Source organism: Nocardia sp. NPDC046473 (genome assembly GCF_040645995.1).
In the GTDB taxonomy this organism is placed as follows: domain Bacteria; phylum Actinomycetota; class Actinomycetes; order Mycobacteriales; family Mycobacteriaceae; genus Nocardia.
Genome location: NZ_JBEYZJ010000006.1, coordinates 287,320 through 310,235, shown reverse-complemented (window position 1 = coordinate 310,235; position 22,916 = coordinate 287,320). Strand labels below are relative to the sequence as shown.

General features: G+C 66.8%; 26 protein-coding genes and 1 riboswitch. Of the genes, 14 read left to right on the top strand and 12 right to left on the bottom strand.

All coding sequences use genetic code 11. The features are described from left to right. The first annotated feature begins 145 nt into the window (after positions 1 to 145). A complete protein-coding gene (locus ABZ942_RS22920; RefSeq protein WP_357385107.1) occupies positions 146 to 1,342 on the top strand; it encodes a homogentisate 1,2-dioxygenase domain-containing protein in 1,197 nt (398 codons plus the stop codon). Further along, positions 1,339 to 2,520 (top strand): fumarylacetoacetase, encoded by a 1,182-nt coding sequence (gene fahA, locus ABZ942_RS22915; protein ID WP_357385106.1) that lies wholly within the window; start codon positions 1,339 to 1,341, stop codon positions 2,518 to 2,520. Before ABZ942_RS22920 ends, fahA begins: the two co-directional genes overlap by 4 nt. Before the next feature lie 65 nt (positions 2,521 to 2,585). Here fahA and ABZ942_RS22910 read toward each other — a convergent pair whose 3' ends face one another. Beyond that, positions 2,586 to 3,275 (bottom strand): TetR/AcrR family transcriptional regulator, encoded by a 690-nt coding sequence (locus tag ABZ942_RS22910; RefSeq protein WP_357385104.1) that lies wholly within the window; start codon positions 3,273 to 3,275, stop codon positions 2,586 to 2,588. A 97-nt stretch (positions 3,276 to 3,372) separates the two neighbouring features. Between ABZ942_RS22910 and ABZ942_RS22905 the strand changes: the two genes are divergently transcribed. Then, the gene (locus tag ABZ942_RS22905; protein WP_357385102.1) at positions 3,373 to 4,776 is read left to right on the top strand and encodes a lipase family protein; all 1,404 of its coding nucleotides are present in this window, start codon (positions 3,373 to 3,375) and stop codon (positions 4,774 to 4,776) included. A gap of 131 nt (positions 4,777 to 4,907) precedes the next feature. Then, positions 4,908 to 5,016, top strand: a riboswitch (TPP riboswitch). Next, the gene (gene thiC, locus ABZ942_RS22900) at positions 5,009 to 6,658 is read left to right on the top strand and encodes a phosphomethylpyrimidine synthase ThiC (RefSeq protein ID WP_357385100.1); all 1,650 of its coding nucleotides are present in this window, start codon (positions 5,009 to 5,011) and stop codon (positions 6,656 to 6,658) included. It overlaps the preceding riboswitch by 8 nt. 60 nt (positions 6,659 to 6,718) lie before the next feature. Here the strand turns inward: thiC and ABZ942_RS22895 are convergent, their stop codons facing one another. Both ABZ942_RS22895 and ABZ942_RS22890 read right to left on the bottom strand, forming a co-directional pair. Continuing rightward, entirely contained in the window at positions 6,719 to 7,582 is an 864-nt protein-coding gene (locus ABZ942_RS22895; protein WP_357385098.1) for a hypothetical protein, read from the bottom strand. A gap of 140 nt (positions 7,583 to 7,722) precedes the next feature. Next, entirely contained in the window at positions 7,723 to 8,520 is a 798-nt protein-coding gene (locus ABZ942_RS22890; RefSeq protein WP_357385096.1) for an LLM class flavin-dependent oxidoreductase, read from the bottom strand. 204 nt (positions 8,521 to 8,724) lie between these two features. On the opposite strand from ABZ942_RS22890, the gene ABZ942_RS22885 reads away from it, so the two are divergent. Continuing rightward, complete coding sequence (locus tag ABZ942_RS22885) at positions 8,725 to 9,126, top strand: hypothetical protein (RefSeq protein ID WP_357385094.1); 402 nt, start codon at positions 8,725 to 8,727, stop codon at positions 9,124 to 9,126. Here the strand turns inward: ABZ942_RS22885 and ABZ942_RS22880 are convergent. Beyond that, positions 9,104 to 9,775: an SDR family NAD(P)-dependent oxidoreductase gene (locus ABZ942_RS22880; protein ID WP_357385092.1), complete on the bottom strand. Its 672-nt coding sequence runs from the start codon at positions 9,773 to 9,775 to the stop codon at positions 9,104 to 9,106. The two genes, ABZ942_RS22885 and ABZ942_RS22880, sit on opposite strands and share 23 nt — an antisense overlap. A gap of 212 nt (positions 9,776 to 9,987) precedes the next feature. Between ABZ942_RS22880 and ABZ942_RS22875 the strand changes: the two genes are divergently transcribed. Both ABZ942_RS22875 and ABZ942_RS22870 read left to right on the top strand, forming a co-directional pair. After that, positions 9,988 to 10,398: a hypothetical protein gene (locus ABZ942_RS22875; RefSeq protein WP_357385090.1), complete on the top strand. Its 411-nt coding sequence runs from the start codon at positions 9,988 to 9,990 to the stop codon at positions 10,396 to 10,398. A gap of 46 nt (positions 10,399 to 10,444) precedes the next feature. After that, positions 10,445 to 10,576, top strand: a complete 132-nt coding sequence (locus tag ABZ942_RS22870; RefSeq protein WP_357385088.1) for a hypothetical protein — start codon at positions 10,445 to 10,447, stop codon at positions 10,574 to 10,576. A 10-nt stretch (positions 10,577 to 10,586) separates the two neighbouring features. On the opposite strand, the gene ABZ942_RS22865 is transcribed toward ABZ942_RS22870, so the two are convergent. Next, the gene (locus ABZ942_RS22865; protein WP_357385086.1) at positions 10,587 to 11,078 is read right to left on the bottom strand and encodes a tetratricopeptide repeat protein; all 492 of its coding nucleotides are present in this window, start codon (positions 11,076 to 11,078) and stop codon (positions 10,587 to 10,589) included. An 86-nt stretch (positions 11,079 to 11,164) separates the two neighbouring features. Here ABZ942_RS22865 and ABZ942_RS22860 point away from each other — a divergent pair, with 86 nt between their 5' ends. Further along, entirely contained in the window at positions 11,165 to 11,395 is a 231-nt protein-coding gene (locus tag ABZ942_RS22860; protein ID WP_357385084.1) for a DUF2510 domain-containing protein, read from the top strand. A gap of 74 nt (positions 11,396 to 11,469) precedes the next feature. Here ABZ942_RS22860 and ABZ942_RS22855 read toward each other — a convergent pair whose 3' ends face one another. Further along, positions 11,470 to 11,877 carry a VOC family protein gene (locus tag ABZ942_RS22855; protein WP_357385082.1) on the bottom strand — a complete coding sequence of 136 codons (408 nt, stop codon included), beginning with the start codon at positions 11,875 to 11,877 and terminating at the stop codon, positions 11,470 to 11,472. A 56-nt stretch (positions 11,878 to 11,933) separates the two neighbouring features. On the opposite strand from ABZ942_RS22855, the gene ABZ942_RS22850 reads away from it, so the two are divergent. Beyond that, positions 11,934 to 12,389 carry a MarR family winged helix-turn-helix transcriptional regulator gene (locus ABZ942_RS22850; protein WP_357385080.1) on the top strand — a complete coding sequence of 152 codons (456 nt, stop codon included), beginning with the start codon at positions 11,934 to 11,936 and terminating at the stop codon, positions 12,387 to 12,389. Here the strand turns inward: ABZ942_RS22850 and ABZ942_RS22845 are convergent. Then, a complete protein-coding gene (locus ABZ942_RS22845) occupies positions 12,386 to 13,924 on the bottom strand; it encodes an MFS transporter (RefSeq protein ID WP_357385078.1) in 1,539 nt (512 codons plus the stop codon). The genes ABZ942_RS22850 and ABZ942_RS22845 overlap by 4 nt on opposite strands. 74 nt (positions 13,925 to 13,998) lie before the next feature. Then, a complete protein-coding gene (locus ABZ942_RS22840) occupies positions 13,999 to 14,556 on the bottom strand; it encodes a TetR/AcrR family transcriptional regulator (RefSeq protein WP_357385076.1) in 558 nt (185 codons plus the stop codon). A gap of 39 nt (positions 14,557 to 14,595) precedes the next feature. Here ABZ942_RS22840 and ABZ942_RS22835 point away from each other — a divergent pair, with 39 nt between their 5' ends. After that, positions 14,596 to 15,840, top strand: a complete 1,245-nt coding sequence (locus tag ABZ942_RS22835) for a KasA/KasB family beta-ketoacyl-ACP synthase (RefSeq protein ID WP_357385074.1) — start codon at positions 14,596 to 14,598, stop codon at positions 15,838 to 15,840. Positions 15,841 to 15,952: 112 nt separating this feature from the next. Continuing rightward, entirely contained in the window at positions 15,953 to 16,747 is a 795-nt protein-coding gene (locus tag ABZ942_RS22830; RefSeq protein WP_357385072.1) for a thioesterase family protein, read from the top strand. A 4-nt stretch (positions 16,748 to 16,751) separates the two neighbouring features. Here the strand turns inward: ABZ942_RS22830 and ABZ942_RS22825 are convergent, their stop codons facing one another. Further along, positions 16,752 to 17,159 (bottom strand): VOC family protein, encoded by a 408-nt coding sequence (locus tag ABZ942_RS22825; protein ID WP_357385070.1) that lies wholly within the window; start codon positions 17,157 to 17,159, stop codon positions 16,752 to 16,754. A gap of 82 nt (positions 17,160 to 17,241) precedes the next feature. After that, positions 17,242 to 17,889 carry a TetR/AcrR family transcriptional regulator gene (locus ABZ942_RS22820; protein ID WP_357385068.1) on the bottom strand — a complete coding sequence of 216 codons (648 nt, stop codon included), beginning with the start codon at positions 17,887 to 17,889 and terminating at the stop codon, positions 17,242 to 17,244. A gap of 85 nt (positions 17,890 to 17,974) precedes the next feature. On the opposite strand from ABZ942_RS22820, the gene ABZ942_RS22815 reads away from it, so the two are divergent. Continuing rightward, positions 17,975 to 19,084, top strand: a complete 1,110-nt coding sequence (locus ABZ942_RS22815) for an epoxide hydrolase (protein WP_357385066.1) — start codon at positions 17,975 to 17,977, stop codon at positions 19,082 to 19,084. Between the two features lie 113 nt (positions 19,085 to 19,197). Then, positions 19,198 to 19,821, top strand: a complete 624-nt coding sequence (locus ABZ942_RS22810) for an SDR family oxidoreductase (RefSeq protein WP_357385064.1) — start codon at positions 19,198 to 19,200, stop codon at positions 19,819 to 19,821. Positions 19,822 to 19,893: 72 nt separating this feature from the next. Here the strand turns inward: ABZ942_RS22810 and ABZ942_RS22805 are convergent, their stop codons facing one another. Continuing rightward, positions 19,894 to 21,042 carry a GTP-binding protein gene (locus ABZ942_RS22805; RefSeq protein ID WP_357385062.1) on the bottom strand — a complete coding sequence of 383 codons (1,149 nt, stop codon included), beginning with the start codon at positions 21,040 to 21,042 and terminating at the stop codon, positions 19,894 to 19,896. Between the two features lie 91 nt (positions 21,043 to 21,133). On the opposite strand from ABZ942_RS22805, the gene thiD reads away from it, so the two are divergent. Continuing rightward, a complete protein-coding gene (thiD, locus tag ABZ942_RS22800; RefSeq protein ID WP_357385060.1) occupies positions 21,134 to 21,979 on the top strand; it encodes a bifunctional hydroxymethylpyrimidine kinase/phosphomethylpyrimidine kinase in 846 nt (281 codons plus the stop codon). 201 nt (positions 21,980 to 22,180) lie between these two features. Here thiD and ABZ942_RS22795 read toward each other — a convergent pair whose 3' ends face one another. Then, the gene (locus ABZ942_RS22795) at positions 22,181 to 22,903 is read right to left on the bottom strand and encodes a TetR/AcrR family transcriptional regulator (protein WP_357385863.1); all 723 of its coding nucleotides are present in this window, start codon (positions 22,901 to 22,903) and stop codon (positions 22,181 to 22,183) included. Between the last annotated feature and the right edge of the window lie 13 nt (positions 22,904 to 22,916).

Here is a 22,916-nt window from a genome sequence, read left to right as displayed (position 1 = left end):
AGCTAGTCGAAATGCCTCCCGATACTCCGATGTTCCGGCAGAATTCGCCCTGCCGGGGGCGGATTCCGCCACTGCGCCCGGTCGGCCATCACTACGATGGGGACTTAGTTGAACCAGGCCACAAGCCAGGCAAGGAGGTGCGGTCATGGCGTTCTACCGACAGGTAGGAGCGGTGCCGCCGAAACGGCATACCCAACATCGGGATGAACAGGGCCAGCTCTATTACGAGGAGCTGATGGGCGAGGAGGGCTTCTCCGGCGACTCGTCACTGCTGTACCACCGTGGGCTGCCGCCCGCGATCGTCGACTCGACGGTGTGGGAGCTGCCCGATCAATCGACCACCCCGAATCATCCACTGCGGCACCGACATCTGCGATTGCACGAGCTGTTCCCCGGCGATACACCCGCCAGGACCGACGCGGTGACCGGACGGCGCCTGCTGCTCGGCAACTCCGATGTGCGCATCTCCTATGTCGTGGCCAAGGGCGCGTCGCCGCTGTACCGCAACGCGATCGGCGACGAGCTGGTCTACGTGGAATCCGGCGCCGCCGTGCTCGAAACGGTCTTCGGCCCGGTGCCCGCGCGGCAGGGCGATCAGGTGCTCATTCCGCGCGCGACCACGCACCGCTGGCTGCCCACCGGCCCGGAACCCTTGCGCGCGTACGTGATCGAGGCGGCCAGCCACATCACCCCGCCGAAGCGGTACCTGTCGAAGTTCGGCCAGCTGCTCGAGCACGCGCCGTACTGCGAGCGCGACCTGCACGGCCCGGCCGAGACGCTGACCGCAACCGGCACCGACGTGGAGGTGCTGGTCAAGCACCGGCCCGGCGGCCAGGTCGTCGGCACCAGGCTGCTGTACGCCACCCACCCGTTCGACGTGGTCGGCTGGGACGGTTGCCTGTATCCGATCACCTTCAATATCAGCGACTTCGAGCCGATCACCGGCCGCATCCATCAGCCGCCGCCCGCCCATCAAGCCTTCGAGGGGATCAACTTCGTGGTGTGCAATTTCGTACCGCGCAAGGTGGACTACCACCCGCTGTCCGTCCCGGTGCCGTACTACCACTCCAACGTGGACTCCGACGAGATCATGTTCTACTGCGGCGGAAACTACGAGGCGCGCAAGGGATCCGGGATCGCGCAGGGCTCGGTGTCGGTGCACCCCGGCGGCTACGCGCACGGCCCGCAGCCCGGCGCTTACGAGCGCAGCATCGGGCTCGACTACTTCGACGAACTGGCGGTCATGGTCGACACCTTCCGACCACTGGAACTCGGCGAGGGCGCCCTCGCCTGCGAGGATCCGGCCTACGCCTGGACCTGGTCGGGTCGGGGGCCCGCGTGAAGACTCGTGTCGAGGTACCCGACGATTCACTGTTCGGCACCGACAACCTGCCCTACGGCGTGTTCGCGCCGGACGGCCAGAACTACCGCGTCGGAACGCGATTGGGCGATTCGGTCATCGATCTCGCTACCGCACTCGGCGACCCGGAATTCGCCGAACCGAGCCTGGCCGCCCTCATGGCGCAGGGCCCGCGCCGCTGGCGCGAGGTGCGCGAACGAGTCCGCGAGCTGGTCGACAATGAAATCGACAGTGCCGCAATACATGCGCTGCCCGAGGTGCGCCTCGGCCTGCCGGTGCCGATCGGCGACTACGTCGACTTCTACGCCAGCATCGACCACGCGACCAACCTCGGCCGCCTGTTCCGGCCGGACAGCGAACCGCTGCTGCCGAATTGGCGGCACCTGCCGGTCGGCTACCACGGTCGTGCGGGCACCGTGGTGGTGTCCGGCACCGAGGTGATCCGCCCCAATGGTCAGCGCCGAACAGATTCGGGCACACCGGATTTCGGACCATCCCGACGACTCGATATCGAGGCCGAACTCGGCTTCCTGGTCGGTGTCGGTTCCGAACTCGGCGATCCCGTCGAGACCGGCGAGTTCGCCGAGCGCGTCTTCGGCGTGGTGCTGGTCAACGACTGGTCCGCCCGCGACATCCAGGCCTGGGAGTACCAGCCGCTCGGCCCGTTCCTCGGCAAGTCCTTCGCGACCTCGATCGCACCGTGGGTCACGCCGCTGGCCGCGCTGGAACCCGCCCGGGTGCCGACGCCGGAGCAGACCCCCGAACCGCTGCCCTACCTGCAGGAGAAGGAGCCGTGGGGTCTCGACATCGACCTGACGGTGTCCTGGAACGGGGAGGCGGTGTCACACCCGCCCTTCTCCCGGATGTACTGGTCACCCGCGCAGATGCTGGCCCATCTCACCGCGAACGGCGCCATCACCCGCACCGGCGACCTGTACGCCTCCGGCACCATCTCCGGCCCGGAACCGGATCAGCGCGGTTCGTTCATCGAACTCTCTTGGGGCGGTAGCGAACCCGTACTGGTGAACGGCCAGCAGCGCACCTTCCTGGAGGACGGCGACGAGGTGGTCATCACCGCGTCCGCGCCGGGCGCCGATGTGCGACGCATCGGCCTCGGCGAGGTCAGGGGCCGTATCAGGCCCGCGCGCCTGCGCGGATAAGCAGGACAGCACAACGAAGCGAGTCGGGCCGATCAACTCGGCCCGACTCGCTTCGTTTCTGAAATCTATTGTCCCGCAACGGCTCCCCGGCCCGCGTAGACCACACCGATGAACCCGGTCAGGTCCTCGATGAGCAGGTCCTTGCCGTCGGGCGTGCCGCCGTCGTCGTGATGGTGCAGCCAGTCCGCGACGAGCTCGAACATGCCGCCGATGGCGGCCAGCGCCAACGCGAGCCGCGCCCGCTGCACACCGGGATCGCTCGCCGGTTCGCCGGACCACTCCCGGTCCAGAAAGGCCGCCGACCAGCGCCGGTTGCTGCGCCGAATCCGCTCCACCGTCGGCGAAATACCGCCCGCCTCACCGAAAGTCACCTTGGCCAAGCGCGGGTCGTCGGCGATGGCGTGCACGAACGCCGCGATCACCGGCGCGGCCCGCTGTGGCCAGGCCAGCTCGGCGGCCGCGACGGCGCCGGTGATCACCCGTTGCTGGATCTGCGCGGTGAGTTGTTCGAGCAGCGCGATGTAGCACGCTTCCTTGCTGTCGAAATGGTCGTAGAACCCCTTGGTTCCGACATAGGCGCGCTGGCAGATCTGCTCGATCGATGTTCCCGAATAGCTGTGCTCGGCAAACAGTTCGGTGGCCGCGTCGAGCAGCTGATTGCGCCGCTGGGCGCTGCGCTGTTCGGCGTCGAGGCCACGGATCCGGCGGCGCGCCGGCCCCTCGGCAGGCCGCGCGGCGGATTTGCTGCGGGTCATCCCTCGACCATAGCTCGATGGCGTTTAGAAAGAGTTCTTGTTAGTAACAGGTTCCCATGTTGTAATCGCTGTCACGCTGATGAGGAAGGACGCATAGGTGTCAGTGATCAATGGTGATCCGACCGGCCGCCCGCGGACCGGAAAACGTACGGTGGCCGTGTTGGTGACGATGGCGATCGCCATGGCCACCGTGCTGCTGAACGGCGCGGTCCAGCCCGCGCCCGCCGCCGCGGTGCCGCTCCCACACGAGGACTCGTTCTACCAACCGCCCGAAGGATTCGAAGCCCAGGCCCCCGGCGCGATTCTCCGCTCCCGGGAAGTGCACCTAGCGGTGCTGACCGCGCTGCCGCTGAATGTGCGTTCCTGGCAGCTGCTCTACCGCACCACCGATCTCAACGAACAGCCCACCGTCGCCGTCACCACGGTCATCCTGCCCGCGGGCGCGGATCCGAACCGCTCCCGGCCGCTGGTTTCGCTGCAGTTCTACTACGACAGCGCCAGCAACGACTGCTCGCCGTCGTATGTGCTGCAACAGGGTTCGGGCCTGGCCGGGCTCGAGGGCATCCACTCGCAGAGCGAACTGATCGCGATCGCCGGGCTGATCAGCCAGGGCTGGGCGATCTCGGTGCCAGACTACGAGGGCCTCGACGGTCACCTCACGGTGCCGAAGGAACCCGGATATATGACCCTCGACGGCATCCGCGCCGCCGAGGGTTTCCAGCCGCTCGGCCTGGACGGCACGAACACTCCGGTCGCCATGTGGGGCTACTCCGGCGGCGGCATGGGCTCCGGCTGGGCCGCCGAAATGCAGCCGACCTACGCACCCGAATTGAACGTCAAGGGCATCGCCCTCGGCGCGCCGACCTCGGATGTGGTGTCACTGCTGCACGTCAACGGGTCGATGTTCTCGTCGCTGATCGGCATCGGCATCTCCTCGCTGCGCAAGGCCTACCCGAAGTTCAAGGAGGCGGCCGATCGGTACCTGACGCCCGAGGGGCAGGCGCTGATGGACCGGACCGAGCGCACCTGCCTGCCGCGCAACGCGGTCACCCAGATGTTCGTCGACTACGGGCGGCTGCTGACCATTCCGATTCCCGACTTCCTGCAGGTTCCCGAAATCAAGGAAACCTTCGAGCAGACGGTGCTCGGCCGCAACATTCCGACCGCGCCGATCTTCCTGTACCAGGGCGTCTTCGACGAGGCGGTGCCGGTGTGGACGAATGACCGGCTGGATCAGCAGTGGTGTGCGGGCGGCGCGTCCGTCATCTACAAGCGCGATCACCTCAGCGAGCATCTGACCCTGCCGTCGCTCGGCATGGCCGACACGCTCAACTGGCTGAAGTCCCGGCTCGCGCCGAACGCAGCCGACCAGTTCGGCTGTCGCACCGACAACGTGGTGTCCATGTTGGCCGACTTCAACGCTCTGCTCACGCAGATCGAGATCAACCTGAACGCCACCTTCGGCGCACTGGGTTTCCCGATCGGCCCCCGCGAGCGCTGATCGCCCGCCCGTCGCCTGGCCCCTGACCGGATTGTCCGGTCAGGGGCCGGGCTTTTCGGATCCGCGGGCGGACCTCGTCCGATCATGGGGCGACCCACAGGATGTGGCTGTAGTCTCGGCCTGGAAAATTTCACACCGCCAACGGGGGCTCGCACCAGCGGGCTGAGAGGACGGCTAGGGCCGTCGACCGTATGAACCTGACCGGGTAATGCCGGCGTAGGGAGGAACAATCATGGCTACTGCTACGTCCAAAGACGGCTCCGAGATCATCGACACCGTCACCACCGGACCCATCGAAGGCAGTGTCAAGCACTACACCGAGGTGGACGGGCTGCGCATTCCTGTCCGTCGAGTCAACCTGACGAACGGTGAGCATTTCGACGTCTACGACACCTCCGGCCCGTACACCGACGACACAGCCCAGATCGACCTGGAGTCGGGCCTACCGAAATTGCGTGACACCTGGGCCAAGCCCGAGGTCGAAGGGCCACCGACCCAGCTCGCGCGGGCTCGGCAGGGCATCATCACGCCCGAGATGCGCTTCATCGCCGCTCGCGAAGGGGTGACACCGGAGCTGGTGCGCGATGAGGTCGCGCTCGGTCGCGCGGTGATTCCCGCCAACCACAAGCATCCGGAGCTGGAGCCGACCATTATCGGCAAGAAGTTCCTGGTGAAGATCAACGCGAACATCGGCAACTCGGCCGTCTCGTCGTCGATCGCCGAGGAGGTGGAGAAGATGGTGTGGGCGACCCGCTGGGGCGCGGACACCATCATGGACCTGTCCACCGGCAAGAACATCCACGAGACCCGCGAGTGGATCCTGCGCAACTCCCCCGTCCCGGTCGGCACCGTGCCGATCTATCAGGCGCTGGAGAAGGTGAACGGCGATCCGACCCAGCTCACCTGGGAGATCTACCGCGACACCGTGATCGAGCAGTGCGAGCAGGGCGTCGACTACATGACCGTGCACGCGGGCGTGCTGCTGCGCTATGTGCCGCTCACCGCCAAGCGGGTCACCGGCATCGTCTCGCGCGGCGGATCCATCATGGCCGCTTGGTGTTTGGCGCATCACCAGGAATCGTTCCTGTACACCAACTTCGCGGAGCTGTGCGAGATCCTGGCGAAGTACGACGTGACGTTCTCCCTCGGCGACGGTCTGCGGCCCGGCTCCATCGCCGACGCCAACGACGAGGCGCAGTTCGCCGAGCTGCGCACCCTCGGCGAGCTGACGAAGATCGCGAAATCCTTTGGCGTGCAGGTGATGATCGAGGGCCCGGGGCACGTGCCGATGCACAAGATCGTGGAGAACGTGCGGCTCGAGGAGGAGTTGTGCGAGGAGGCGCCGTTCTACACCCTCGGCCCGCTCGCCACCGATATCGCGCCCGCGTACGACCACATCACCTCGGCGATCGGCGCCGCGATCATCGCGCAGGCCGGCACGGCCATGCTCTGCTACGTCACGCCGAAGGAGCATCTCGGGCTGCCCAATCGGGACGACGTCAAGGTCGGCGTGATCACCTACAAGATCGCCGCGCACGCCGCCGACCTGGCCAAGGGGCACCCGCACGCGCAGGACCGGGACAACGAGTTGTCCAAGGCGCGTTTCGAATTCCGCTGGCGCGACCAGTTCGCGCTGTCGCTGGATCCGGACACGGCCAGGGAATACCACGACGAAACCCTGCCCGCCGAGCCCGCCAAAACCGCGCACTTCTGCTCCATGTGCGGGCCGAAGTTCTGCTCGATGCGCATCTCCGCGGACGTGCGCGAGTACGCCGCGCGCAACCAGCTCACCGATGTGGAGGCGATCGAGGCCGGGATGGCGGAGAAGTCCGCCGAGTTCGCCGACAGCGGGAACGCGGTCTACCTGCCGATCGTCACGTAGGTCGAGTTCGCCTGTCCAGCAACCTATCCGGCCCCCGCGCCTGCGGGGGCCGGATATGCGTTACCGGCGCATGATCTCGAGCAATGACTCGAGGTGGTCGGTGGGCACGACTTCCATCCGGTCGCCGCCGCCGCGGATGGTGGCGGCGATATCGATGGCAAATCGGTTGCGCCACCAGTAGATCGAGCGACTGACCGGCCTCGAATCGGTCTCGCCCGCGACAAGCAGTTGGGCGAGCAGGCTGGTGCCCGCGAAAACGGTGGGCCCGGTGATCGGATGGACCAGCAGGTGGGTATGACCCGGGATGACGAGCAGCGCGCCCCAGGGGCCGACGACCGGATAGTCATCGAGCCAGCGGACATGTGCGGTGACGAAATCCGAGGCACCGTAGAGCATGTGGATGTCGACGTCGTTCATGCCATCGATCTCGGCGGCCGTCAGATCGAGCCCGCCGTCGGCACGAGTGTTGCGCTCGGCGATCTCGAACAGATCGGATTCCGTTGCACCCCAACGTTGTACGTTGGCGTAGGTCACCGGCGTCACGATGTCGCCGAAATCGATCAGTACCCGTTGCAGCAGGCCGGGCGCGACCAATCGCCGCACATCGTTGATCAGGCCTTTCGTGCGCGCCGAACAGAGCCGCGTTCGCAAGAGCGTCCGCACGGACTCCAGTCGAGACGTATCGAGGTGCCCTGCGGCAAGGTCGGCGATCTGCATATCCAACCGATCACCGACCAGGTTCGCCCAGAGTTGCCGTGGCGCCCGGGCGACCCGACGCTCCAGCCGAGTACACGGCAGCACGATCCGACCGGCCCCGCGCCCCGAAAGCACGAACTCGCCATCGGATTCCGCACACCCGTACCCATGCCGCACCGCAACCTCGTTGACCAGTAACTTCAACAGACCCGAGGACGACTCGCGCATAACCCCTCGCTCTCGTCCGATACCCACTAGGTCCAGTGTATCGAACATATGTTCGAGAGTGCGCGAATCTCCTGCACCTACGCGACCGAATCAGCGCGTTCTGACCGGCACCGGTCGCTGGTGCCGACTACGCCCTGCCGTCACACGAGCTGCGCGACGACAGGAGCGAACCTTTCGGCCATGTCGGCACCGAAGATGAAGTAGGAGAAGCCGATCTCCTCTCGTCGGCGTTGGATTTCCTCGATGGCGGCGGCCGGGTCGTCCGGCAGCACGGCCATCGCGTCCGCCGCGCGGAGCGCTGCGGGGTCGGTGTCGGGCGGCGCCATATGCGGTGCGACCCTGTCGCCGATCACCGGCACGGCGAGCGCGAGCTCGATGTCCGGAACCGCGCGGAAGTCCTGGGCCAACCGCGTGACTTCGGCCCGAGACTGATCCCCCAGCGCGAAGGTGACCGTGTCCGCGACCTCGGCCGCCAGCGCCCTGGCCTTCGGACCGAGTACGGCCATCGCCACCGGCGTGTGCAGGTCGGGGCCGTCGAGATCGCGTAGCGCCCTGACGGTTTCACCGATCTGGGCCAGCCGCTCGCTCGGCGGGAGCACCGGCAGCCCCTTGTCGCGGAGCTCGTCCTCGATTCCTGGCCTGCCCGTGCCGATGCCCATCTCGAAACGACCGTCGGTCAGCAGCGACAGCGAGTGCGCTTCCCACGCCGTCAGCCAGGGCTGGCGGAACGGCGAGGCGTACACCCAGGTGCCCACGCGCATGTCGGTGAGGGACGCGGCCGTGGCCAGCAGCGGAGCGGGCGCCGGTTGCGTGAGCGGGAAATCCGGCACCAGCAGCGTCGAATAGCCGCTGTCGGCGATGCGACGCACGCGATCTCGCCACGTCGGCAGGTCGGTCATCAGCGGGGCAACAACTCCGAATCGAAACGGTCGTGTCATGCCTGAATTCCTCTCCATAGGTTCATCTAGCCATATTGACGGCCGAGCCACCGGAAACTCATCGGCACACCCCAGGACTGGTGACAGTAGGTGTCAGGCGGGTGTCAGGTCGATGTCAGCGAGCCCGGCCAGAGTGTGTACATCGAACAAAACGAACGGCACCGACAGAGTCAGTGCCACAACCGATTTCGAGGAGTACACGACATGTCCAACACCATCACCCTCAGCGACCAGGACAAGAGCACCCTGCGCACCGCCGCTTACGGAGCCGTCGCACTGATGGCCGCCGCAGGTGCGCCGCACAAGGGCACCTCCCACGGTTCCATCGCCCTGACCTCGGCGACCGGACTGGTCGGGCATGTGCTCTCCGCCAAGTCCAAAGATATTCACCTGCAAGGTAAGTCGGTCGCCGAGCTCGCCGAACATGTGCTGCCGAGCCTGACTGCGGCCGTGCACCTGCTCGGCAAGCAGTACCCGGGCGAGGACGACAACTTCCGCGACACGGTTCTCGTCGCCGTCGAAGCCGCCGCTCAGCCCCGCAAGGGCGAGCCCAGCCCCGCCGTGGCGGCGATGGCCCGCAAGATCACCGCAGCCCTCGACGCCTGACGAATGCCGGCTCGGCGCAGCGCATCTGGTCGCGGGGTCCGCTCTGGACCCCGCGACGCGCTACCACGGAACCTCGGTGCCGTCTCAGGACAGGAACTTGCCGGACGGGCCGTCGTCCGGCAGCAGGGCCAGCCGAACCCGCAGCGGCCTCGGCGGGATCGCCGTCGCTGGCCGCCGCATTCACATTGAGGTTGGTGCGACGCAGGCCTGGTGCCGACGCATTGACCTTGATGCCGTCGTCGGCCAGCGCATGGGCGTAGAAGACCGTCAAGGCGTTGAGTGCCGTCTTGGCAGATCGGTAGGCGGCATAGGAGCCCAAGTGCGGGAACTGTGCGCCGACTGCCCAGGTCAGCGAACCGGTACCGCTGGAGACGTTGACGATTCGGGGGTGCGCGGAGCGGCGCAGCGCGGGCAGGAAGGCATTGGTCACGGCGGCCGTGCCGAACACGTTGGTCTCGTAGACACGGCGGAAGGTGTCGGTGTCGACCCGGTCCGGTGTCTCGTTCTCGCCGGAGATCCCGGCATTGTTGACCAGCACGTCCACGGCGGCGATGGCGAGCGCGGCCGCGGCGATGCTCGCCGCATCGGTCACATCGAGGAGTAGCGGACGCGCGTCGCCGCCGGCCCACGCCTTGCGGCACCTCAGCACTGCACGCTGAACCCGAATGTAAGGCCTGCGGCGCAGCAATCGACACGCCGGCCCGAGCGCGGGTGGCTCTGGACAGCGCCCACGGTGCTGGAATGGCTATGGCCATCCGGGATCGCTGCGGCATCGAATGTATGGGTATACGGCGCGGCCGCCGGCTGACTCAACCGCTACGGGATGCACGCCCACTTCACCCGACGAGAGGGAAGACTTCTGTGCAGAAATTCCTCGGTACGCTCGCGCTTTCGAGTGCTACCGCGCTGATGATAGCGCCGATCGCGCACGCTCAATCTTCCGACGGCGACGCGAATGTCGCAGTATTCAAGGTGTCCCACAGCGATGGTTCCGTCATCGCCGCATACGACTGCACCGAGGGCGATACGGCCACTATCGAAGTCAAGGTGTCCTATGCGAACGGCCCCGAGCGCAGCGGGAAGATCGAGAACCTGAAATGTAGCGGGGAACCGACATTCGTCACCATCAAGACCGATCTCGGCCCCGGTACTCATGGCAACAAGGTCAGCAGCAAGATCACCATCAAGGCCACGCCCCCCGAGGGCTCAGCGGAGTCCGACCTCGTCGAAAATGGGTCGTTCGCTACGGTTCCGGCCGACGGCATCGCATAGTAGTCAGGCAGACTTGACGACCCATCAGCGACGCAATCCAACTTCTGTGCGCCACAACCACATCGATGCGACCAATGAGGTGGTGGTCGCACCGGTGAGCCACGACGAGCAGGAGCGGCGCACGCTGCATCGGCTCGCACTCGAGGCGATCGGCGAGGAACCCGACGCGGCGGGCTGAGCGGACGGCCCTACTCGACCAATTCGCGGGCGTAGTTCGCGGTGGAGCGCTGGTATCGGGGCAGGTGCGGGGCGAGCGCACCGAGCGCCAGCGAGAGTGCCTCGCGGTCGCGGCCGAGAGTGGACAGGCACAAGGCCAGGAACGCGCGTACGGCGTCGTCCAATTCGTCGGAGCGGGCGGCGAGTTCCTCGGTCAAGAGTTTTACGCCCTCCTCCGCCTGACCGATGTTTCGTAGCGAACTCGACAGCTGGATGGTGGCCTGCCGCCGCGGGCTACCGTCGAGCCCGCGCGCCAACGCCTCCCGGTACAGCGGAATCGCCTTGTCGGAGTGGCCCGTTGAATCCCAGGCACCCGCCTGCTCGAAGGGGCCGAGCGGGTGGTCGCCGGGCAACTCGGCGACCAACGCGTCGATCACCGCACGGAACTCGCCGGCCCGGCCTTCGTCGTAGTCGTCGAACGTGGCCCAGGCCGCGGCTACTCGCTCTTCCCAATCTCGGTTCACGCTGCCCACTTTCGCACAGACTGCCGCAATGGTGACGACATCACGACACCTACCACCAGCGGCCCAACCCGGTGAATACTGATCAGATGGGAGCAATCAGTGTCTGGCACATTCTCATCCTGCTTGTCCTCTTTGCGATCATGGCGGGGATCGGCGGGTTCACGTACCTGGTGGTGAAGTCCGGCTCGACCCCGCAACCGCGACTTCAACCACCCGGCGCGATCGCGCCCGGCTGGTACCCCGACAACGCCAACCCGGCAATTCTGCGTTGGTTCGACGGACATCAGTGGACCGCGCAGACCCAGCCGCGCCAGTGAACCCTCGGCATCCGGTTGGCTCGTCGCGTTGATAGCCGAATTGTGCTGCGGCCGAAGGGGCCTGCCGAGCACCGTCAGTAGGACTGCAGTTCGATCAAGGTGCCGTCGGGGTCGCGGAGGTGGGCGGTGCGCAGGTTGGGGCCCCACTGTTCGCGGTCGGTGGGAGCGGCGACCACGATTGCGCCGTATCGGACGCAGAGGTCCAGGCCGGCGTCTACGTCTTTGACGCGGCAGACGAACATGACCGCGTCTTGGGCGGGGGCGGATTGCGCCGGCAGGGCGGTGGTGCCCGCGATGTCGGCCATCGCGGCGCGGTCGAACAGGACCAGGACGGCTTGGTCGTCGACGTCCCAGTTGGCGTAGGGGCCCGCCGCGGTGCCCTTGATCAATTCGGCGCCGATCAGGTCAGGCAGCACGGCGGCGTAGAAGGTGAAGCAGTCGGCGAAACGAGTGACGAGCAGTCTCGGATGTAGGGCGTCCATCATGTCCTCATTTGATAGGTGTCGACCTATTATAGGTCTGACCCTACAATAAGGCGATGGACGCTGGACGCGCATTGCCGCCGAGCCTGCTCGGGTTGGATATCTACCTGCTGTCGCGGGTCGGCAAGGCCGCGCGCGGGCGGTTCGCGGACCGGTTGGCGGCGCGCGGACTTCGCCTGTGGCACATGGCGATACTCGCCGCGCTGGCCGACTTCGGGCCGCACGCGCAGCGAGATCTGGCCGAGCGGCTCACCATTCACCCCAGCGATGTGGCCAAGATCGTCGACGAGCTCGCCGCGGCCGGGCAGGTCGAGCGGACGCGGGACGACAACGATCGACGACGGATGACCGTGCGAATCACCCGCCCCGGTCGCGCCGCCCTGACCGCCCTCGACAAGGAAGCGCACCGGGTCAGCGATGATCTTCTCGCCCCGCTGAGCCCGAAGGAACGCGCCCAACTGTCCGACCTGATGCGCCGCCTCTTCGACCACACCTACCCGCCCGAGAGCTAATGGGAGCCGGTTACTCGGAATCCTTTGGGAACCAACCAGACTGCGACCACAGCGACCATGATGACGATGGCCGCCGAGACGTAGGCGGTGGTGGTGAGGGCGGTGTCGAAGGCGTGACGGGCGGTGTCGAGGACTTGCTCGCGGGTCGCGTCGTCCAGGCGGCCGGCTACTTCCACCGCACCACCGATGGATTCCCTTGCCTCGTCGAGGTTTTCACCACGCAGCGGGAGTCCCACCATGTTCTCGGTGAAAATGCGGCCGTGGATGCTGCCGAGCAAGGCGACACCGAGGCCGATACCGAGTTCGTAGTTGGTCTCCGAGACCGCACCGGCCTGCCCGGCACGTTCGGGCGGCACCGCGGAGACCAGGACGGCGGCGGCCGCGGTGATCGCCAGACCGTCGCCGAGGCCGAAGGACGCGAGCACCAGCGCGACAACGGGATACGTGGTCGGCTCGGGGCTCAGCGCCAGCCCGAGGAAGCCGATGGCCAGCGCGCCGAGACCGATGGCGAGCACGGCGCGAACGCCGATGTACTGCATCAACCACGGGGTCGCCAGCGACGCGACCAGCAGCGTCAGCGCCGACGGCAGGGTGCGCAGGCCCGCCTCGGACGGCGAGTAGCCGTGCACGTACTGCAGCCACAGCGAGATCAGGAACAACGCGGCGCCGATCGCGAGCATGGCGAGCAGCGTGGCGAGGGCGGCGGCGGAGAAGGCGCCGTTGCGGAACAATCGCACGTCGAGCAGCGGGTCGGCGGCGGCGAGCTGGCGGCGGGCGAACCAGGCGAGCAGCAGCACACCGAGCACCAGGATGACCCAATCCACCGGTGCGGGTGTGCCCTTGGCGACATGCTTGATGCCCCACGCCAATCCGACGATGCCGACGATGGACAGCACGGCGGCCCGCCAATCGAGCGAACCCGATTGTGGCGCACGGTATTCCGGCAACAGCCAGGCGCCGACCGCCACGGTGAGCACGACGACCGGCACGTTCAACCAGAACGCCGAGGCCCAGCCGAACTGTTCGACCACCACACCGCCGACGATCGGGCCGATGGTCGCGCCGGCGCCCGCCACCGCGGCCCAGATGCCGATGGCCAGGGTGCGCTCGCGCACATCGGTGAAGATGTTCCTGATCAGCGACAACGTCGACGGCATCACCATCGCGCCGCCGATGGCGAGCAGCACCCGCCCGGCGATCAACTGCCACGAACTCTGCGATGTCGCCGCCACCACCGAGGCCACGCCGAAGAGCACGAAACCCATCAGGAACAACAGCTTTCGGCCGACCCGGTCACCCACCGCGCCCGTGGTGATCAGCAGACCGCCGAGCACCAGCCCGTAGACGTCGATGATCCACAGCTGTTCGAGCTGACCCACCCGCAGATCGGCGATCAGCGACGGCAGCGCGACATTCAGGATGGTGGCATCCATCGCCACCAGCAACAGGCTGGCGCAGAGCACGGCGAGCATCACCCACCGCACGCCACCCACCGTCGATGTGCCGGTCTCCGGCCCAGGCCCGCTCGCAGCCATCCCGCCTCCTCGCTCGCCCCAACTCAGCATCCACCGTGCTATAGCAAACACCAAGTAACCGCGCCGCCGGTTAGCTAGCGGAGGGCCTGGTCGATCAACAGACGGGCGGCACGGTCGGTACGGTCGACGTCGCCGGTGATCAGGCGATCCTGGAGGATGCCGCGCAGGCCCGAAACAAGCAGTGTCGCCACGAGTTCCGGATCTTCGATGGCAGGCAATCCACGTAGGCCGTCGGCGAGCGAGTCGATAAAGGTCGCGATGGCCGTCTTTGCGTAATCCGCGTACGGGCTGTGCGAGGCACACGACGCTCCCAGGACCTGCAGCATCACCCGGACGCTGGTGCGGCCCTCGCCGGAGGTGTTGGCCTGCCAGAACTCCCACAGTTGCGCCCGCAGCTCGGTGGCGTCGGCGACGTCCGAGAACAGTGCCGCGAGGTCGGGGCGCTGGGTGGCCAGCGCCTGGACCAGCAGCTCCTCCTTGGTGGTGAAGTAGTAGATCAGCATGCGTGAGCTGGTGCCGAGCGCCGCGGCGAGCGGGCGCAGGGACAGCTCCGCGAGGCCGTGGTCGGCGATGTAGCGCACGACGGCGGCGAGCAACTCGGCGCGTTTCGCGTGGTCGAGGGGGCGAGCCATGAGTTGACTGTAGCGATTGGTACAGGTATTCATGACATCGTGACTGTAACAATCGCTTCAGAAACTCGGCCCGGCGTCGTCGTCACCGGTTACGCGGCCAGCACGTCGCTGGGCGAGGACATGGATACGACCTGGTCCGAGCTGCTGCTCGGGCACAGCGGCATCGGCGTGCTCGCCGAGGACTTCGTCGCCGAGTACGACCTGCCGGTGCGCATCGGCGGGAAACTGAAGTCGCACCCGGGCGAGCAGTTGACCAGGGTCGAGCAGCGGCGACTGTCTTATGTCGAACAGCTGGCATTGGTGCTCGGCCGTGCCGCCTGGCATAACGCAGGCACTCCGGAGCTGGATGGCGAGCGGCTCGCGGTCGCCATCGGCACCGGACTCGGCGGCGGGGACGCACTGATCAACGCGGTCGACGCGATGCGGGCCGGCGGCTATCGAAAGGTATCGCCGATGTCGGTGCCGATGGTGATGCCGAACGGACCCGCGGCCACCGTCGGCCTCGAAATCGGCGCCAAGGCAGGTGTTTTCGCGCCGGTGTCGGCGTGCTCGTCCGGCTCGGAGGCGGTCGCGCAGGCCTGGCGGCTGATCAGCACCGGCGAGGCCGATGTCGTGGTCACCGGCGGCGTCGAGGGGCACATCCACGCGGTACCCATCGCGAGTTTCGCCATGATGCGGGCGATGAGCACCCGCAATGACGAACCGGAGCGAGCGTCGCGGCCGTTCGATCGAGACCGCGACGGGTTCGTCTTCGGCGAGGCGGGCGCGCTGCTGGTACTCGAATCGGAGCGGCACGCGCGGGCCCGCGGCGCCGCGATCCACGGCCGGGTGCTCGGCGCGGGCATCACCTCCGACGCCTATCACATCGTCGCCTCGGAGCCAGGCGGCGTGGGCGCGGCGCGGGCCATGCGCAAGGCGATACAGACTGCGGGACTTCAGGTTTCCGACATTCAGCACATCAATGCGCACGCGACCTCCACCTCGATCGGCGATGCGTCGGAGGCCAATGCGATCGCCGCCGTGGCACCGAACGCGTCGATCTACGCCCCGAAATCCGCACTGGGACACTCGATCGGCGCGGTCGGCGCCCTCGAATCGCTGGTCACGATGCTGACGCTGCGCGACCAAATCGTCCCGCCCACCTTGAATCTCGACAACCGCGATCCGGAGATCGACCTGGACATCGTCAGCGGCGCGCCGCGTGCCCAACGCATCGACTACGCACTGAACAACTCGTTCGGCTTCGGCGGGCACAACGTGGCGCTGGCCTTCGGCCGGGCCTAGTTCCGCCGCCGGCACCGGCCGGAATCCCGCACTCGAATCCCTCGTTGCAGAATTCGTAGACCGAACAACTCGCAGACCGGCAGCGTTGCTGGTCCGACGGACGGACGACGATGTGAGCAACGCTTTCTACCTACCGGACGACGCTGACCCGACTCGGTTCGTCTCGACCGAACTGACCCGGGGACCGTGGTCGCCGGACGCGCAGCATGCCGGTCCGCCGTCGGCGCTACTCGGCCACGCGATCGAACGCTGCGAGCCGCGCGAGGGATTCCAGGTGGGACGTGTCGCCGTCGAGATCCTGGGCCCGATTCCGCTGGAGCCACTCATCGTCCAGACTCGCGTCGCCAGAGCGGGCCGCAGCGTGGAGCTCGTCGAGGCGACCTTGTCCACCGATCGCGGTCCGGTAATGCAAGCCAACGCATGGCGATTCAAGCGAGCAGACCCGGAACTCCAACTCCCCCAACATATTCTGCCGACCGGTGCGCGCCCCGGCCCCGAGCACGCACCCGGCGCGACGCTCTTCCCGTCGGACCAGCCCGTCGGCTTCCACACCGGCATCGAATACCGCTTCGTCACCGGCTCTTTCGTCGAAGCGGGACCGGCGATCTGCTGGATCAGGCTGAAGTACCCGATCGTCGCGGGCAGCGACCCGAGCCCGCTGGAACGCACCCTGGCTGCCGCCGATTCCGGGAACGGTGTCAGTTCCGTACTCGACTGGTCCGACTACCTTTTCATCAATACCGACCTCACGGTCACCCTGCACCGGCAACCGGCCGGCGAATGGGTCTGCCTGGACGCGGTCACCTACCCGCAACCGCACGGCATCGGCCTGGCCGAATCCGCGCTCTTCGACGAGAAGGGGCCGCTGGGCCGCAGCACCCAGACCCTGTTCCTCAGCACCCGGTAGTAGGTCAGGAGCGAGTGGAGATCTGCTGGACGGTCCAGCCGTTGCCGTCGGGATCGGCGAAGAAGACGAAGCCGATGTTGTCGAGCGGATCGGCCACGTCGGCGGGGTTCGCGCCGAGGATCTGCACGTCGCTCACCTCCACTCCACGAGACACCAACTCGGCGTGCGCCTTTCGAATATCGGGCACGACCAGTTGCAGGCCCTGCAGTGAGCCGGGCACCATTTTCGGGACGGCACCCTCGCCGATCACGATGGAGCAGCCGGAGCCGGGCGGGGTGAGCTGCACGATGCGCATCCCCTCGCCGGGCACCACGTCGTGGTCGATGACGAAGCCCAGTTTTCGCGAGTAGAAGTCCTTCGCCCGGTCGATGTCCGACACCGGGACGATCACTACTTCGAGCGTCCAGTTCATAGCGGGGTCCTTTCGCGTCTGCAGTATTCCTACCAGCGCGGACGGCGCGTGGCGGGCGAATTCGTCGACGGTGCGCGACGGCTCACTGCCGCCGCTCCCAACGCCAGGCGAACTCGCCCGCCTTGGGCGGGGGGCCGGGCAGTTCACCGTCCACCGACAGCCCGGCCACCAGCATGGCCAGCACCCGGCGGCGCAGCTGCGCGGTGCGATCCGGATCGGGCATCGAGATGGCCGCACACGATTCCAAGATGAGGCCGAGATCCTCCGAGGTGACACCCGGACGCAGCCGTCCGGTGGCCCGCGCACGGCGCACGATCTCGTCGTTCGCCTCGGCCGAATGCGTCACGGCGGGCAGGATCGACTCGTCCGGAGTGAAGGTCCCGGCGAGGTGCACCGTCAGCGAGTGCACGTCGGCGTCGACGACCCGTTCCAGGAAGCCGACCAGCCCCTGCCAGCCGTCCGAATCCTCCAGTGCCGCATCGGCTTCCACGTTGTACCGGCGCAGCCCGTCGTAACAGAGGGTGCGCAGCAGCACTTCCTTGCTCGGGTAGCGGCGATACAGCGCGCTGATCCCCACCCCGGCCCGCTCGGCGACGGCGGCGATCGGGGCATTGGCGTCGGCCAGGAACACGGCGCGCGCGGCGTCCAGAATCAGCCCGTCGTTGCGGGCCGCCTGCGCCTTCCGGCCGGGCAAGGCCTTCCGAGCTGGAGCATCGGGCGGTTTCGGCATGACTTCAGCATAACACTTGAAACGGAACGATCCGTTCTGATACGGTTCAAACAGAACGAAGCATTCCGTTTCACAAGGAGTTCAGATGACCGCCATCACCCCCTTCCGCATCGACGTCCCCCAGGCCGACCTCGACGATCTGCAGCAGCGACTGGCCCGCACTCGCTGGACCGATCAGATCCCCGGCTCGGACGACACCTACGGCGTGAGCGTCGATCGGGTCCGCCATCTGGTGAACTACTGGCGCGACGGGTTCGACTGGCGCGAGGTCGAGGCGAAACTCAACACCTACCCGCAGTTCACCACGGTGATCGACGGGCAGCGGATTCACTTCCTGCACGTGCGGTCGAAGCAGGAGAACGCAGGCAGCGCGGCGACTTCCCCGGCACTGCCGTTGATCCTGACCCATGGCTGGCCGGGCACGTTCATCGAGTTCCTCGAGGTCATCGAGCCGCTCACCGCGGCCGGGCACGACCTGGTGATCCCCTCGGTGCCGGGTTACGGATTCTCCGGTCCGACAACAGAAGCCGGATGGAATGACACCAGGATCGCCAAGGCGTGGGCCGAGCTGATGGCGCGACTCGGGTACACCAGGTACGGCGCGGTCGGCAATGACGGCGGCGCGCAGATCTCGCCGGAGCTCGGCCGCGTCGACCCGAACCATGTTGTCGCCGTGCAGGTTTCGCAGATCTACTCGTTCCCGACGGGCGACCCGGCCGAAATGGCCGATCTCACCGCGGAAGAGGCGCAGTCGTTGGCGACGCTCGATTGGTTCGTCAAGAACAAGATGGGCTTCAATATTTTGCAGTCGCAGCAGCCGCAGACCTTGGCGCACGCGCTGATGGATTCACCGGCCGGGCTCGTCGGCTGGAACAGTCAACTGCTCGGGCCGGACCTCGACGACGACTTCGTGCTGACCAACATCGCTATCCATTGGCTCACCGGCACAGCAGGTTCCGCGATCAGGCACTACTTCGAAAAGGCCAAGGCCGACCAGCCCACCGAGCCGATCGCCGTCCCGCTGTCCCTGTCCGGTTCCAACGGCGACTTCCACGGCATCCGCCGCTTCGCCGAGCGGGATCACAGCAACATCGTCTCGTGGCGGACCCACGATGTGTACACGCACTACCTGCACCACGTCGCGCCCGCACTGATGTCCGGCGAGATCAGCGAGTTCTTCGCGCAGTACCGCTGAACCGGGGTCGGGCGAGACAGTCTCTTATGTCATCGAGACTCAGGGCCATGGTTCGTCTCAGTCAGCGCTGTTGTACTGGATTCACCAACAGCTTTCGACAGGGAGAGAACACCATGAAACTCGCAGTCTTCGGAGCCACCAGCACGGTCGGTCGCCTGGTGGTCGCGCAGGCCATCGAGGAGGGTCACGAAGTGACCGCCTTCACCCGTAACGCGGCGGGCCTCGAGCAGCGGCACGAACGGTTGCACATCGTGGAAGGCGATGTGCTGGACACCAATTCGGTCGGCCGGGCGATCGTCGGCCAGGATGCCGTGCTGATCTCGCTCGGCGCGGGACGCAAAGGCGTGATCCGGGCCGAAGGCACCCTCGCGGTGCTGGAGGCGATGGCCCGGATGGGCGTGAAGCGGGTGATCGTGCAGACCACGCTCGGCGCGGGCGACAGCAGGGGCAACCTGAACTTCGTGTGGAAATACCTGATGTTCGGGATGCTGCTGCGCCAGGCCTACGCCGACCACCTGCAGCAGGAGGCGTACGTGCGGGCCAGCGACCTGGACTGGACCATCGTGCGGCCGAGCGCCTTCACCGACGGCCCGCGCACCCGGGCCTTCCGCCGCGGTTTCCCCGCCGACGAGCGCGGGCTGTCGTTGAAGATCTCCCGCGCCGACATCGCCGACTTCATGCTCGAGCAGCTGAGCGACACAACCTATCTGCACCAGGCTCCGGGTATCTCGAACTGAGGGCGCGACACCGTGCCGCCCTCGACCGCGACCCACGCTCCGACCGCACCGAGCGTGGGTCACCCTCTGCCATCACGCGTGCTCGTGCAGCTCACCCCAGGCCGGAAACGGGTCAGGATAGGCGGCCCATCCGGCGGGCCCCTCGGCGAACTCCGCATCGGTGAGCAGCGCGTTGTCGAGCAAGGCGCGGACCCTGTCCCGATCGAGCTTGATGCCGATGAAGACGATCTCTTGTCCGGCAGGCACTTCCAGTGCCGACCACCATGCGGCGGGCTCGAAGACGAGATTGGGTCCGGCCTGGGACCAAACGGCCGCCAAGGTGGCGCGGCTGGCGATCCAGCAGAAACCCTTGCTGCGCAACAGCCCGCGCAGTTCCCCGAGCGCGTCGGACAGACGCTGCGGATGAAACGGCCGGTCAGCGGTGTAGGTGAGGCTGCGGATGCCGTACTCCTCGGTCTCCGGCGGGTGCCCGCCTGCCAGCTCCTCCTCCCAGCCCTCGGCCTCGGCGGCGACCACGGGGTTGTAGCGACCGGTGTCGAGCACATCGGCCAAGTCGACGACACCGTTGGACGTGCGCAGTACGTGAGCACGCGGATTGAGCTTGCGCACAGTAGCTTCCACCGCACCCGCGGCCGCCGCGCCGACCAGATCGGCCTTGTTCACCAGCAGCACATCGGCGAATTCCATCTGGTCCACCAGCAAGTCGGCGATGGTGCGCGTATCTCCTTCGCCCGCTTGTAGATTCCGCTCGGCCAGCGCCTGCCCCTTGGCTACCTCGGCCAGGAAGGTGGACGCGTCGACCACCGTCACCATGGTGTCCAGCCGCGCGATATCCCCGAGCTTGAATCCGTCCTCGAACTCCCAGTCGAAGGTCGCGGCCACCGGCATCGGCTCGGAGATACCGGTCGACTCGATGACCAGCTGATCGAACCGCCCCTCCCGTGCCAGCCTGCCCACCGCCTCGATCAGGTCCTCGCGCAGCGTGCAGCAGATGCAGCCGTTGGTCAGCTCGACCAGCTTCTCCTCGGTCCGGTCGAGCTGACCCTGCCCCGCGACGAGCGCGGCATCGATATTGACCTCGCTCATGTCGTTGACGATGACCGCGACCCGGCGGCCCTCCCGGTTGGCGAGGATGTGGTTGAGCAGCGTCGTCTTGCCCGCACCGAGGAAACCGGACAGCACGGTGACGGGGAGCAGGTCGGAGGTCGGTGCAGGGTTCATATCTTAATGATAATGGTTTTCATTTACTGTTGACACCCGGGGTTGCCGGTTGCCCGTGGCAGCGCGGGCGAACGGTCGTAGGGTTTGTCTCGTGAAGCTGCTGCCATTGACCCCCGACGGGCAGACTCCCGTCCGGGTGCTCACCATTGCCGGGACCGATTCCGGTGGAGGCGCCGGAATCCAGGCCGATTCGCGCACCATGGCCCTGTGCGGGGTACACGCTTGTGTGGCCGTCGCGGCGGTGACCGTGCAGAACTCGAAGGGAGTCAGCGACTTCCACGAGATCCCGCCGCATATCGTGGCCGGTCAGGTGCGCGCCGTGGTCACCGATATCGGCGTCGGCGCGGTCAAGACCGGCATGCTGGCCTCGACCGCCATCATCGAGGCCGTCGTCGACGTCTGCCAGGAGGTCGGCATCGGCCGCAACGGGCGGATTCCGCTGATCGTCGATCCGGTCGCGGCGTCCATGCACGGCGACCCACTGCTGCACGAGGAAGCCTTGGACGCGGTGCGGCACACGCTGTTCCCGCTGGCGACGGTGGTGACACCGAATCTCGACGAGGTCAGGCTGATCACCGGCATCGACGTCACCGACGACGCGTCGGCCCGGCAGGCCGCGCGGGCCCTGCACCAGCTCGGCCCGCAGTGGGCGATCGTGAAGGGCGGACATCTCCGGTCCTCGGAATACAGCACCGACCTGCTTTTCGACGGCGAGACGTTCCTGGAATTCACCGCGCCCCGGATCAGCACCACCAACGACCACGGCGGCGGCGACACCCTCGCCGCGGCGACCGCGTGCGCGCTGGCCAATGGCTACTCGGTGCCCGAAGCGGTGGAATTCGCCAAGGACTGGACCTACCGTTGCCTAGCCGCCTCGTACGATCTGGGCGCGGGCCACGGCCCGGTGTCCCCGCTCTGGCGTCTGCACAACGACTGACCGTCGGGGCGCCCCCTGAACCTCCTGATTCCCCACTTCAAATGCCCCTCATGGGCCGATTCTTGTCGGTGGGTGCTGCGACAATAGACGTATCGCAAACGCGGTTGGCCTCGACGAAGCGGCCCGACCAGAACAGCGTCGTTCGGGTGGATGCGACGACAGCTTCAGCGCCGACCATGCCGCGGTCGGCGGAACAGGGCGTTACTCGCCGGAAAAGGCAAGGTGCAGTGGCAGATCAGTGTCGATGACGATGCCGTTGAGCCGGGCATTGGCCGCCGTGAGCGCGGCGATGGTTTCGGCGAGATAGGCGACGAACTTCTCGATCGGCATCGGCTGCGTCTTCAACCGGTTCGCGCCGAGCCACCAGTCGGTGGCCGAGCCCACCGCGCCGAAGATCGAATAGATGACCAGTTCGACACTGTCCACGTCCACCGGAGTGTCGGCGGCCAGCTCGGCGAACAGGTCGGCGGCCCGCTTCGCCGACTGACGAGCGGATTGCAGCGCGCGTTCGGAATCGTCGGACTGCTGCGCGAAATGGCTGTGCAGCATGAAGCGGAAGACGTTGGGGTGCTCCGACACCACGAGCGCGTACTCCGCCGCACCGCGGCGCACCAGTTCATGGGCCGAGTCGTTGGTCAGGTCGACGCCGGTGATCAGCTGCTCCCACAGCATGTCGCGGACCCGATCGACGATCGCGTTGTAGAGGTCGGTTTTGTCCTCGAAATGCCGGTACAGCTTGGGCTTTGCCGCGCCGGCCTCCTTGGCGATATCGCCCATGCTGACCTCGGGCCCGAACTTGTCCAGCGCACGGAACGCCGCGTCGACGAACTCCTCGCGTACCTTCAGCCGGTGCTCACGCCAGCGTTCCGTGCGTGCGTCGACGCGCTTGCGTGGCACCTCGTCTGTTTTCCGGCCGCTGCGCATCACAATTCCGGAT